The following is an 11,565-nucleotide window of genomic DNA, read 5'->3' on the forward strand; positions in this document are numbered from 1 at the left end:
ACATGAACGCTTACCTGCATCAGTTCCTGTTCGGGATCTACCCGTACATCTGCCTCGCCGTACTGCTGGTCGGCAGCCTGATCCGCTTCGACCGCGAGCAGTACACGTGGAAAAGCGATTCGTCGCAGCTGCTGCGCCACGGCATGCTGCGGCTCGGCAGCAACCTGTTCCACTGGGGCGTGCTGGTCGTCGTGCTCGGGCACTTCGGCGGCTTCCTCGCGCCGCATTGGCTCGTGTCGCCGTTCCTGTCGGCGTCGGGGCACCAGCTCGTCGCGATGGTGGCGGGCGGCGCTGCCGGCGTCGCGGCGATCATCGGGCTGACGATCCTGATCTGGCGGCGCCTCGGCGACCCGCGCATTCGCCGCAACAGCCGCCGGTCGGACATCCTGATCGTGCTGATGCTGTGGGTGCAGCTCGCGCTCGGGCTCGGCACCGTCGTGCTGTCGACGCGCCACATGGACGGCGCGATGTTCGAACAGCTGACCGACTACGTGAAGGGCGTCGTCACGTTCCGTCCGGACATCGCGAGCCTGCTCGTCGGCGTGCCGCTCACGTACCGGCTGCACATCCTGCTCGGCTTCACGATCTTCCTCGTGTCGCCGTTCACGCGGATGGTGCACATCTGGAGCGGGATCGCGTCGGTCGCGTACCTGATCCGTCCGTACCAGCTCGTGCGCAAGCGCTGAGGAGGCCGCATGAACGACGTTCTCTCCGATGCACCGGTCGCGTTGCGCGTCAACGGCGTCGCGATCGGCGACGACGCGATCGCGGCCGAAGCCGCGCATCACGGCGATGCGTCCGATCCGCTCGATGCGGCGCGGCATGCGCTCGCGGTACGCGAACTGCTGCGGCAGCGCGCTGTGTCGCTCGCGCTGCTCGACGAAGGCGCGCCGCTCGACGACGCGGCCGTCGACGCGCTGCTCGAGCGCGAGTTGACGCATGTGCCCGAACCCGATCGCGCGGCTTGCGAGCGCTACTACGCGCAGCACCCGGCGCGCTTTCGGCGCAACGACATCGTCTATGCGAGCCACGTGCTGTTCGCGATGACGGACCGCGTGCCGCTCGCGCCGCTGCGGCAGCGCGCGGAACAGGCGCTCGCCGGCGTGGTGGCCGCGCCCGATACGTTCGAAGCGGTCGCGCGCGCGTCGTCGAACTGCCCGTCGGCGGAAGTGGGCGGCAGCCTCGGGCAACTGCTGCGCGGCGACACGGTGCCGGAATTCGAGGCCGCGCTGTTCGATACCGACGGCATCGGCGTGCTGCCGAAGCTGGTCAACACGCGCTTCGGCTTCCATATCGTGCGCATCGAGCGCCGCGTGCCGGGCGACGCGGTGCCGTTCGACGAAGCAGCCGACCAGATCGCCGCATACCTGGCCGCGCGCGTGCGACAGCAGGCGATGCGGCAGTACGTGGCGATTCTCGCGGGCGGCGCACGCGTCGAAGGCGTTGAATTCGACGGCGCCAACGGGCCGCTGGTCCAATGAAACGGGGTTTTGCGTATGGCAACTCAACAAGGTAATGCCGTGCCGGTCGCGAACGCGCCGGCCATCCCGCTGCGTGCGTGGTCGGTGCTGGCCGCGAGCACGCTCGCGTTCATGGTGTGTTTCGTCGTATGGATGATGTTCGGCGTGCTCGGCGTGCAGTTGCGCACCGACCTCGGGCTGAACAGCACGGAGTTCGGGCTGCTCACGTCGACGCCGGTGCTGACCGGCGCGCTGATGCGTTTGCCGCTCGGCACGTGGACCGACCGCTTCGGCGGCCGCATCGTGATGACGGTGCTGCTCGTCGTGTGCGCGGTGCCCGTCTACATCGTCAGCTACGCGACGCAGCTGTGGCAGTTCCTGCTGATCGGGCTGTTTCTCGGTTGCGTCGGCGCGTCGTTCGCGGTCGGCACGCCGTATGTCGCGCGCTTTTTCCCGCCGCAGCGGCGCGGGCTCGCGATGGGCGTGTTCGGCGCGGGCACGTGCGGCGCGGCCGTCAACCTGTTCGTCACGCCGCTGCTGCTCGACGCGTACGGCTGGCGCTTCGTGCCGCGCGTCTATGCGCTCGCGCTGCTCGTCACGGCGCTGATCTTCTGGTTCGCGTCGGCGCCCGATCCGGGTGCGGGCAAGCGCGGCGGGTCGATGCTCGATTCGTTCAAGGTGCTGCGCGACCCGCGCGTATGGCGGCTCTGCCAGTACTACTCGATCACGTTCGGCGGCTTCACCGCGCTGTCGCTATGGATTCCGCAGTACCTGAAGAGCGAATACGGGATGTCGCTCGTGATGGCGTCCGCGTTCGCGGCCGGCTTCTCGCTGCCGGGCTCCGTGCTGCGCGCGCTCGGCGGCGCGCTGTCCGACCGCTTCGGCGCGCATGCGGTCACGTGGTGGGGGCTGTGGGTCGCATGGATCGCGCTGTTCCTGCTGTCGTATCCGGCGACGGACTTCGTGATCCACACGATCGACGGCACCGCGACGCTGAACGTCTCGATGCCGGTGGCCGGCTTCGTCGCGCTGACCTTCGTGCTCGGCGCGGTGTTCGCGCTGGGGATGGCGTCGACTTTCAAATACGTCGCCGACGATTTCGCGGACAACATGGGCGTCGTCACGGGCATCGTCGGGCTCGCGGGCGGGCTCGGCGGCTTCCTGCTGCCGATCCTGTTCGGCGTGCTGCTCGACCTGCTGCGCGTGCGCACGACCTGCTTCATGTTCCTGTACGGAATCGTGTGGGTGTCGCTGATCCTGATCTACCGGTCGGAAGTGCGGCGCACGCCCGTCGTCACGGGCTGACGTCTTTTCGATCGATCCGATCCGATGCGCTTGCGCGATGCCCGCAGGGTACGGGGCCGCGCACGCGCATCGTCCCGTTCGGGAGGGCGCGCGCGACGTATCCGGCCGCGCGCGCTTCTGTCAAACTGGCGCCCATGAAACCGCGCCTCGCTTCACCGCTTTCTCCCGATTCCGCGCCTGCGCCCGCAGGTTTTCCCGACGCCGACGAACTGGCCGCCCTGCGCGCGTGCGTGAAGCGGGCGCGGCAGATGTCGAGTGCGTTCGGGGCGGACAAGTAGGCGAGTCGGACGTTGCCGGCTGGCACGTGCACGCTACGACAACGGTCGATGGTCGATGGTCGGGCGCGTTTCCCGTCCGCGAATGAATGACGCACCGCAGCGTATCGGCCGACGAGACGGAACGGTCCGGCCCAAACGACGGTCATAAACTTTTTCACCGGGAGCAGCGGATGGCATCGAGCCAGGGCACGGTCGATTTCATCGTCGAGCAGATCGCGGCGGCCGGCACGGTATCGGCCCGCAAGATGTTCGGCGAATACGGCATCTATTGCGACGGCAAGATGGTCGCGCTCGTCTGCGACGACCGGCTGTTCGTCAAGCCGACACCCGAAGGCCGCGCGTATCTCGGCGCGTGCGACGAAGCCCCGCCGTATCCGAGCGCGAAGCCGCACCTCGTCATCGCCGGCGATCGCTGGGACGACCGCGAATGGCTGTCGGCGCTGATCCGGATCACCGCCGCGCAGTTGCCGCTGCCGGTGAAGCGAAGCCGGTAGCGGCCGTGAGCCATGTGCCGTGTCGCGTAACGTGACATGGCGCACAGGCGTATTCTGTGACACATGCGCGCGACCCGCGCGCGCCCGGAGGGAGCACAAGAATGGAGACATCCGGACATCCGCGCGGCATGCGGCGTGCGGGCCACGCCTGGCACGCGTTCGTCGCGGCCGTTTGCGTCGGCTGGAGCGCGCTGGCGTTCGGCGCGGAAGGCGCAGGCGGCGCGGCCGCGCTGCTCGACCGTTACCACAGCCTCGGCGCGCAACTGAAGGACAACGCTTTCCGCCGGCCCGTGGTCCTCGAATCGTCGGAAGCATCGTCGTCGCTGAAGGGCGACATCTATGCGGTGGTCGACTATCCATTCCCGGTCGTGAACGGCCAGCTCAACGATCCCGCGCAGGGCCCCGCGAACTGGTGCGCGGTGCTGATCCTGCACCTGAACACCAAGTACTGTCACGCATCGAGCGGCGCCAACGGCCCGGTGCTCGACGTGAACCTTGGCCGCAAGATCCAGCAAAAGCTGTCGGACACCTATCGCGTGCAGTTCCGCTATCGTGTGGCGGCCGCGACGCCCGACTATTTCCAGGTCGACCTGACCGCCGACAGCGGCCCGATGGGCACGAAGGATTACCGGATCGCGCTCGAAGCCGTGCCGGTCGGCGCGTCGCGCACGTTCCTGCACCTCACGTATTCGTATGGCTTCGGCACGGTCGGCCGGATGGCGATGAAGACCTATCTCGCGACGGTCGGCAGCGACAAGGTCGGGTTTACGGCCGCCAGCGGCGCATCGGCCGCGCAGCCGCAGTACATCGGCGGCGTGCGCGGGCTGCTGGAGCGCAACACGATGCGCTATTACCTTGCGATCGACACCTATCTCGCGACGCTCGACAAGCCGGTCGACCAGCGCCTCGCGCGCTGGTTCGACGCGACCGAGCAGTATCCGCAGCAACTGCACGAAGTGGAAAAGGGCGCATATCTGCAGATGAAAGCGCAGGAGATACAGCGGCAGCAGGCGGCGCGGTAGGCGGCGCCCGCCGTCCTGCCGCTCAGTTCGATGCGCCGCCGACCGTGCGGATGCTGCGCCACTGCCCCTGTTCGACGCGGAACAGCGTGTAGGGCGGCTTGATCAGGTCGCCGCGCTCGTCGAACGAGATCTTCCCGGTCACGCCGGTGACCGACACGCCCGGCAGGCTCGCGACGATCCTGGCGCGATCGACCGAGTCGGCCTTGCGGATCGCCGCGATCATCGCGAGCGCCGCATCGTACGCGAACGGCGCATACAGCTCGACGTCCTGGTTGAAGCGCGCCTTGTAGCGCTGCGCGAATGCGACGGCGGATGGCAGCTTGTCGAGCGCGGGGCCCGGTTCGAGGTCCTGCGTGCCTTCGCCCGAATTGCCGGCGATCTTCAGGAATGCGTTGCTTTTCAGCGCGCCGGCGCCGAACAGTTGCGCGCGGATGCCGAGCGAGCGCATCTGCTTGATCAGCATCGCACCCTGTTCGTCGAGCCCGCCGAAGAAGATCAGGTCGACGTTGTTGCTCTTCATCGTCGTCAGGATGCCGCGGAAATCGACCGCCTTGTCGTTCGTGTATTCGCGGCCGACGATATTGCCGTGCGCGTCCTTCACGCCTTTCTCGAACGCGTCGGCGAGGCCTTGCCCGAACGCGGTGCGATCGTCGATGATGCCGATCCGCTTCGCCTTCAGCTGCTTGACCGCGAAGCGGCCGGCCACCACGCCGCCGATGCCGTCGTGCCCCATCGTGCGGAACACGTTCTTGAAACCCTGCATCGTCAGTTGCGGATTGGTCGAGCCGGGCGTGATCATCGCGACGTTCGCCTGCCGGTAGACGGCCGACGCGGGGATGCTGCAGCCCGAATTGTAGTGGCCGACCACGCCGGCCACGCCGTCGTCGACGAGCTTCTGCGCGACCTGGATCGCGATGCGCGGATCGGCCTGGTCGTCCTGCACGTCGAGCACGAAGCGCACCGGCTTGCCGCCGACGGTCGGATGCTTCGCGTTCTCCTCGTCGAGCGCGAGTTGCGCGCCGTATTGCAGGTCCTTGCCGACGCGCGCGACGGGCCCCGTCAACGGGCCGGCGAAGCCGATCTTGATGGTTTCCGGATCCGCGGCCTGCGCGGATGCGGCGACCGCGCCGAGCGAGCAGACGGCCAGCCAGACCAGCCAGTGACGACGATTCATGATGATCTCCTTGCGTTGGTTGAAATCGCGGCGCGCGTCAGAATCGCGCGGCCCGGTATGGCGCGAGGTCCAGCGGCGGTGCGCGCTGGACGACGAGGTCGGCGACGATCCGCCCGGTGATGCCGGCGAGCGTCACGCCGAGATGCTGATGACCGAATGCATGGATCACGCGCGCGCTGCGCCGCGCGCGGCCGATCACGGGCACGCCGTCCGGCAGGGTCGGCCGGAAGCCGAGCCAGCTGCGCGTCGGCGCGCCGAGCGACGGCAGCGCCTCACATGCCGAGCGCGTGAGCAGTGCGACGAGCGAGCGGTTCATCGGGGCGTCGAAGCCGCCGAGCTCGACGGTGCCGGCCGCGCGCAGCCCTTCGTCGAGCGGCGTCATGTAGAAACCGCGTTCGGCCCAGCCGACCGGCCGCGTGACGATCGACTCGTGTGCGGCGAACTGCACGTGATAACCGCGCTCGGTATCGAGCGGCACCGCGTCGCCGCACATCACCGCGAATTCACGCGAGCGTGCGCCTGCAGCGATGACGACGTGATCGAAGGTGCGCACCGAGCCGCCCGCGTTCACGTTCACGCCGTCGCCGACGGGCTCGATCCGCTCGACGCGCTCGCGTTCGAGCGTCGCGCCGCCGGTTGCGAGATGCGCGAACAGCTCGCCGAGAAACCCGTGCGGATCGGAGAAAAACCAGCTTCCGGCGAACAGCACGCCGCGCGCGAAGATCGGCGCGAGCGCGGGCTCGAGCCGGCGGATCCCGGTCGCGTCGAGTACCTCGAACGGCACGCCGAGCCTGCGCCGCAGCGCGAGCGACGGCTGCGCGGCATCGAACGACGCCTGCCGCGCATACAGGTACAGGCATTCACGCGGCCGCACGAACGCCGCGAGCCGCGCGGTGGCGAGCAGCGGCGCATAGCCGTCGGCGGCGCGCGACAGCAGCGCGGCCAGCGCGCTGGCGCTGCGTGCGTGGCGCGCGGGCGTCGATGCGAGCAGAAATCGCGCGAGCCATGGCGCGCCGCGCAGCAGGTACGGCCAGCGGATGCGCAGCGGGCTGTCGGCGGAGAACAGGAAATGCGGGATGTTGCCGAACACGGACGGGCCGTTCACCGGCACGCAGCCGTACGGCGCGAACGTCGCGGCGTTGCCGAACGACGCGCCGTGGCCGACGCCGGCCGGATCGAACAGCGTCACGCGATGCCCGTCGCGCTGCAGCCACGCCGCCGCGCCGAGCCCGATGAAGCCTGCACCCACGATGGCGACGTTCGCCATGACGCATTCCCTCCGGCACACATGGTTCACACAAAGTTGAGATAAAGAATCACACAGTAATTTTTTGTGTGCAATCAAAATGAGATTGTGTGGCGCTAGCGTTTACCCGATTTCAACTGGCTGATTCAACAGACTTTTCTGCCGACGTTTGACGGGGAGGGGATGTCATATACAATCGCTGGGCAGATCAAAATGACAGACAAACGCTTTTTGTGTGGTCACAGGCGACAAATGGCATCAGACAAACTTTCCGGCGAGCGCGACGGCGCAGCGCCGGTGCAGGCGAAGCGGCCGACTTATGTCGAGGTATCGAGCTCGATCGAGGAGGAAATCCGCAACGGCACGTATCCGCCGGGCAGCCGCCTGCCGCCGCAGCGCCAGCTCGCGACCGAGCTCGGCATCAACGTGTCGACCGTGTCCCGCGCGTACAAGGAGCTGCAACTGCGCGGCCTCGTGATCGGCAGCAAGCGCCGCGGTTCGCTCGTCACCGGCGGCGCGATGCCGAGCATCGCGCCGGCCCGCGCATCGCTCGCGGCGGGCAACGGCGTGATCGACCTGACCGTGAACCGCCCGGCGACCGGCGAGTTTCTGGCGAGCCTCGCGCAGACGTTCGGCACGCTGCCGAGCGACCCGCGTTTCGCCGCGCTGCAGGAATATCAGCCGCCGCAGGGTCCCGACTGGGCGCGCGCGGCCGGCGCGCAGTGGCTTGCCGCGCCCGGCTTCGAGCCGTCGCGCGACCAGGTGGTCGTCACGAGCGGCGCGCAGCACGGGCTGTATGCGGTGCTGAACAGCCTGATCGGCACCGACGGCGTGATCGTGGCCGATCGCCTCACGTATTACGGGCTCAAGGCGCTTGCGCCGGTGTTCCAGTTCGAGATCGTCAGCGCGCCGGCCGACGACGACGGCCTGCTGCCCGACGAGATCGAACGGATCTGCCAGCGCATGCCGGTCAAGGCGATCTTCGTCGTGCCGAATCTGCAGAACCCGACCGTGACGACGATGAGCCTCGCGCGCCGGATGGCGCTCGTCGACATCGCGCGGCGCCATCACGTGACGATCATCGAGGACGACGTGTACGGCCCGCTCGTGCGCGACCGGCTGCCGGCGATCGCGGGGCTGTGCCCCGAGCTGACGTTCCATATCGGCGCGACGTCGAAGATCCTCGCGCCGGGGCTGCGCCTCGGCTACCTGAGCTGCCCGCGCGACAGCGTCGCGCTGTGCGCGGAAGCGGTGCGCACGACCGCGTGGATGCCCGCGCCCACGTCGATGCTGATCGCGACGGTATGGATCGAGGACGGCACCGCCGAGCGGATCATGGCCTCGCAACTCGCGGAGATCCGCGCGCGCGTCGATCTCGCGCGGGAACTGCTGCCGGCCGGGCAGTTGAAGTCCGACCCCGCGTGCATGTTCGTCTGGCTGCGGCTGCCGCCGCCGTGGCGCGCCGACGACTTCGCCGCGAACGCGAAGGCGCGCGGCGTGATCGTGATGCCGTCGTCGACGTTCGCGGTCGATCGCGCGGAAATCGAGCACGGCGTGCGCATCAACCTCGCGTGCCCGGCCACGCGCGACGAGCTCGTTAACGGGCTGCGGATTCTGTCCGGCACGCTGAAGGACCGGCCGCGCGCGCTGTTCGGTTCGATCTGACGGCGAGCGTTCAGTCGATCAGGCCCGCGACGACGTCGACGATCCGCTGCAGCAGCGCTTCGTCGTAAGGCAGCCACGGTACCGCGCGCAGCGGCGAGGGCGGCGGCTCGATCGTCGCATCGACGGGCTCGCCGTCGCGCGTCACGCGCCCGGTCGCGCAATGCACCGACCACGCGCCGACGTGCACATGACGTTCGTCGATTGCCATCCTTCCTTGCGCGATCGCGTCGGCGAACACGAGCGACAGCACGTGCTTGCGATGCCGCGCCATCACACCCAGCGGCAAATCCGACAGCCGGTTCAGGCGCTGCCGGCGTTCCGTTTCCATCTCGCGCTGGCGAACCGGGTCGACCGTGAACGCGGCGGCGGCCGCGCGCGTCGCGTCGTCGTCGAGGGCGAACGCGGACACGCTGACGAGCAGGTCGACCGCGCGCGCCACTTCCGAGAACACGACGCGATCGATCTCGCCGATCGGCAGCGGCACCCAGCGCCGTTTGTCGCGGCGTTCGAAGTGCAGCCGGCGCGACGTGCCGTGAGTTTCCGAGCCGGGATAGAGCCGCGCATCGACGAGGAAGGTTGCACGCACGCCGCCGAACTCGCGGACGAGCCCGTCGTCGTACGCGCGGATCGACCAGCCCTCGCGGCGCGCGACGCCGAGCAGCGACCGGCTCGACAGCACGTGACCTTCGAACATCGCGGAATCGCCGGCTGCGGCGTCGCCGTCGGCCGGCACGTAGTACTCGCGGAATGCCTGCCTGACCGGCTGCCGCAGCGCGCCGCCGACGATCGCGCGCTGCCACGCGAGCCGCTCGTCCGCATCGGCCAGCAACGGGTGCCATAAGCGGATGTCGCTGCCGTCGGCGATGTCGCACGCGCGCCCGGCCGCATCGCGCGGCACGACCTTGCCTTTCGTGATTTCAGGCATGAACGACTGCGTCGTCCCATCGCGGCCGCACGCTTGCCAGATCATCCGCGCCGAGAACGCGGCGCCGGCCGGCGCATCGACGAGCCGCTCGCGCCATTCGGCGTGGCCGAGCGTCATCGGCTGCCAGAAGCCGGCCTCCATGCACGTGGCGAGTATCGCGAGCTGCTTCTTGTCGGGCTTCGCGTCGAGCGTCATGCGCAGCGCGGTATGCGGCCGCTCGCCGAGCACGCGTTCGGCCGGCTTCAGGTTGCGCGCGAGCTTCTTCTGCACGCCGGCGTGACGCACGACGGCCAGCGCGTCGCGCAGCGCGCGCACGCTCTCGGGTGTCGGGATCGTCTCGACCGCGTGGCCGAGCGCGATCGCGAGCGACTGCGACGGCGCCGTCTTCGCGGCCGTCGGCGCGACGCACACGCCCGTCAGCAGCGGCCCGATCAGCGGGCGCAGCCACGCTTCGTCGCGATATGCGGCCACGCGCGCCGCGCGGGCGACGACCTGCGCGTCGTCGGTCGTGAACGCGCGATCCGCAGCGTACGGAACGGCGCCGGCGTGAAGCGCCGCGACCTGCCGTGCGGCCTCGGTCAATGCGTCGCGCGCGAATTCGACATACGCGGCGTCTTCCGCGAGCGTGACGGCCGGATCGCTGAAATCGATCCACAGCCGCTTCGGCGCGAAGTAACCGTCGTGCGTCGCGGCCAGCGCGAGCAGCGCGGCCGGCCCGAGTTCGGGCAGCACGTCGAGTTCGCGTACGCGAAACGGCGAATCGGCCAGCGCTTGCGCATACGCGTCGCGTCGCGCCGAGAAATCGCGACGGCCGGCGAACCAGTCGAGTGCATAGGCGCCATACGCGGATGCCGCGCGCAGGCTGTCTTCCTCCGGTTCGCTCGCGATGCGCGCAAGTTCGGCCTGCAGCGCGGGCGACGGCAGTGCGTCGAGGCAGAGCAGTTCCTCCAGTGCACGCTTCCATGCGCCGGACGGGGTGTCGCGGAACAGCTCGAGCGCGGCATCGGCGTCGACCAGCGGCACGAGACCGAGCGCATCGATCTGCCCGCGCAGCCAGCGCACGAATTCGGCGCGCGGATCGTCGTATGCGTACGCGTGCTGGATGATCTCGCGCTCGGCACGACGCAGCGCCGGCCAGACCGCGCCGAGCGTGTGCGCGTCGAGCGCGGACAGGTCGATCGGCGTACCGGTGAAGCGCGGATAGTCGGCGGTGCCGGTCAGCCGCGCGACGAGCAGGGCGGCGAGTGCGCGTTCAGTCATGCGAGGTCTCCTTGCCAGCGGCGCGCGATGCGCGAATGCTGGCGCGGCGGCGCGCGCGCGCCGATTCGCGTTCGAGCCGTTCGTCGCCCGCATCGGGGAGGTCGACGACGATTCGGACGTCGGGCCCCAGCAGGATATGGAAAGCCTTGCCTCATTGCACGGTGTTCGCGCCGCGTTCGGCCTCGACCATGAGCGATTCGCTGACGCCGAGGCGGCCGGCCGCGGCGTTCTGGCGCGATTTCTGCTGTACTGGTCGCGCGACGCGTATCGCGCCGCCGACGCCGGCTACCTGTTCGATCGTGTGCTGCATGGTCTGGCTCTCACCTTGGAAACCCGGGGGGCGCACAGTATTGCACCCCAATTGGTCCGGTCGCCCGCAGGCCCGTGCGGCGGGGCTCCCGGGGCGGTCGGCCGTACCGCGTCGGCCCACCGGCCGTCCGGCCATTTCATAAGACGTACAGTTTTCCCGCGATGCGCGATTCGGGCCGAACTGTACTCTTGTTCGCGCGTGCGATGTGTGTACTCGCGGCCAACTGTTCTTCTCTTAAGATTCAACCATCAAGTGCACAGTGCCGCAGATCCGGTTGTCCGGACCTCTGCCGGCGCATCTTCAAGAGAGCCAGTGCGATGGAAAAGGCAAAACCGGAGGGAAAGATCAGGAATCACGACGGCCCGGTCGTCGGGCGAAACACGTGCGTGTCGGACGCACACGGCAGGGCGGCGCGGCTGCGCATGC

At 68.8% G+C, this 11,565-nt stretch carries 10 protein-coding genes; 6 read left to right on the forward strand and 4 right to left on the reverse strand.

Features of this window, described 5'->3' with window-relative positions:
• Positions 1 to 2: 2 nt before the first annotated feature.
• From narI to C4B30_RS21485, 5 genes are all read left to right on the forward strand, one after another.
• Positions 3 to 686, forward strand: a complete 684-nt coding sequence (gene narI, locus C4B30_RS21460) for a respiratory nitrate reductase subunit gamma (RefSeq protein WP_027786093.1) — start codon at positions 3 to 5, stop codon at positions 684 to 686.
• A gap of 9 nt (positions 687 to 695) precedes the next feature.
• A complete protein-coding gene (locus tag C4B30_RS21465) occupies positions 696 to 1,481 on the forward strand; it encodes a peptidylprolyl isomerase (RefSeq protein ID WP_027786092.1) in 786 nt (261 codons plus the stop codon).
• A gap of 15 nt (positions 1,482 to 1,496) precedes the next feature.
• Entirely contained in the window at positions 1,497 to 2,765 is a 1,269-nt protein-coding gene (locus tag C4B30_RS21470; protein WP_027786091.1) for an MFS transporter, read from the forward strand.
• Positions 2,766 to 3,213: 448 nt separating this feature from the next.
• Positions 3,214 to 3,537: a TfoX/Sxy family protein gene (locus tag C4B30_RS21480; RefSeq protein WP_027786090.1), complete on the forward strand. Its 324-nt coding sequence runs from the start codon at positions 3,214 to 3,216 to the stop codon at positions 3,535 to 3,537.
• A gap of 101 nt (positions 3,538 to 3,638) precedes the next feature.
• A complete protein-coding gene (locus C4B30_RS21485; RefSeq protein ID WP_027786089.1) occupies positions 3,639 to 4,559 on the forward strand; it encodes a hypothetical protein in 921 nt (306 codons plus the stop codon).
• 22 nt (positions 4,560 to 4,581) lie between these two features.
• On the opposite strand, the gene C4B30_RS21490 is transcribed toward C4B30_RS21485, so the two are convergent.
• Together C4B30_RS21490 and C4B30_RS21495 are read right to left on the reverse strand one after the other, a co-directional pair.
• The gene (locus C4B30_RS21490; protein WP_027786088.1) at positions 4,582 to 5,733 is read right to left on the reverse strand and encodes a branched-chain amino acid ABC transporter substrate-binding protein; all 1,152 of its coding nucleotides are present in this window, start codon (positions 5,731 to 5,733) and stop codon (positions 4,582 to 4,584) included.
• Positions 5,734 to 5,770: 37 nt separating this feature from the next.
• Positions 5,771 to 7,000, reverse strand: coding sequence for an NAD(P)/FAD-dependent oxidoreductase (locus C4B30_RS21495; RefSeq protein WP_027786087.1), 1,230 nt, complete (start codon positions 6,998 to 7,000; stop codon positions 5,771 to 5,773).
• Between the two features lie 231 nt (positions 7,001 to 7,231).
• Here C4B30_RS21495 and C4B30_RS21500 point away from each other — a divergent pair, with 231 nt between their 5' ends.
• The gene (locus C4B30_RS21500) at positions 7,232 to 8,644 is read left to right on the forward strand and encodes an aminotransferase-like domain-containing protein (protein ID WP_027786086.1); all 1,413 of its coding nucleotides are present in this window, start codon (positions 7,232 to 7,234) and stop codon (positions 8,642 to 8,644) included.
• A gap of 10 nt (positions 8,645 to 8,654) precedes the next feature.
• Here the strand turns inward: C4B30_RS21500 and C4B30_RS21505 are convergent, their stop codons facing one another.
• On the reverse strand, positions 8,655 to 10,829 hold the full coding sequence (locus C4B30_RS21505; RefSeq protein ID WP_027786085.1) for a DUF4132 domain-containing protein: 2,175 nt from the start codon (positions 10,827 to 10,829) through the stop codon (positions 8,655 to 8,657).
• A gap of 151 nt (positions 10,830 to 10,980) precedes the next feature.
• Positions 10,981 to 11,139: a hypothetical protein gene (locus C4B30_RS35880; RefSeq protein ID WP_227789569.1), complete on the reverse strand. Its 159-nt coding sequence runs from the start codon at positions 11,137 to 11,139 to the stop codon at positions 10,981 to 10,983.
• Positions 11,140 to 11,565: the final 426 nt, after the last annotated feature.

The organism is Burkholderia sp. BE12, assembly GCF_002959955.1.
Taxonomy (GTDB): Bacteria; Pseudomonadota; Gammaproteobacteria; order Burkholderiales; family Burkholderiaceae; genus Burkholderia.

Excerpts from the sequence above, each read along its gene's own strand:
- C4B30_RS21490 (WP_027786088.1), bottom strand. The coding sequence starts at position 5,733 with ATGAATCGTCGTCACTGGCTGGTCTGGCTGGCCGTCTGCTCGCTCGGC.
- C4B30_RS21470 (WP_027786091.1), top strand. The coding sequence starts at position 1,497 with ATGGCAACTCAACAAGGTAATGCCGTGCCGGTCGCGAACGCGCCGGCC.
- C4B30_RS21495 (WP_027786087.1), bottom strand. The coding sequence starts at position 7,000 with ATGGCGAACGTCGCCATCGTGGGTGCAGGCTTCATCGGGCTCGGCGCG.
- C4B30_RS21500 (WP_027786086.1), top strand. The coding sequence starts at position 7,232 with ATGGCATCAGACAAACTTTCCGGCGAGCGCGACGGCGCAGCGCCGGTG.
- C4B30_RS21480 (WP_027786090.1), top strand. The coding sequence starts at position 3,214 with ATGGCATCGAGCCAGGGCACGGTCGATTTCATCGTCGAGCAGATCGCG.
- C4B30_RS21485 (WP_027786089.1), top strand. The coding sequence starts at position 3,639 with ATGGAGACATCCGGACATCCGCGCGGCATGCGGCGTGCGGGCCACGCC.
- C4B30_RS21505 (WP_027786085.1), bottom strand. The coding sequence starts at position 10,829 with ATGACTGAACGCGCACTCGCCGCCCTGCTCGTCGCGCGGCTGACCGGC.
- narI (WP_027786093.1), top strand. The coding sequence starts at position 3 with ATGAACGCTTACCTGCATCAGTTCCTGTTCGGGATCTACCCGTACATC.
- C4B30_RS21465 (WP_027786092.1), top strand. The coding sequence starts at position 696 with ATGAACGACGTTCTCTCCGATGCACCGGTCGCGTTGCGCGTCAACGGC.
- C4B30_RS35880 (WP_227789569.1), bottom strand. The coding sequence starts at position 11,139 with ATGCAGCACACGATCGAACAGGTAGCCGGCGTCGGCGGCGCGATACGC.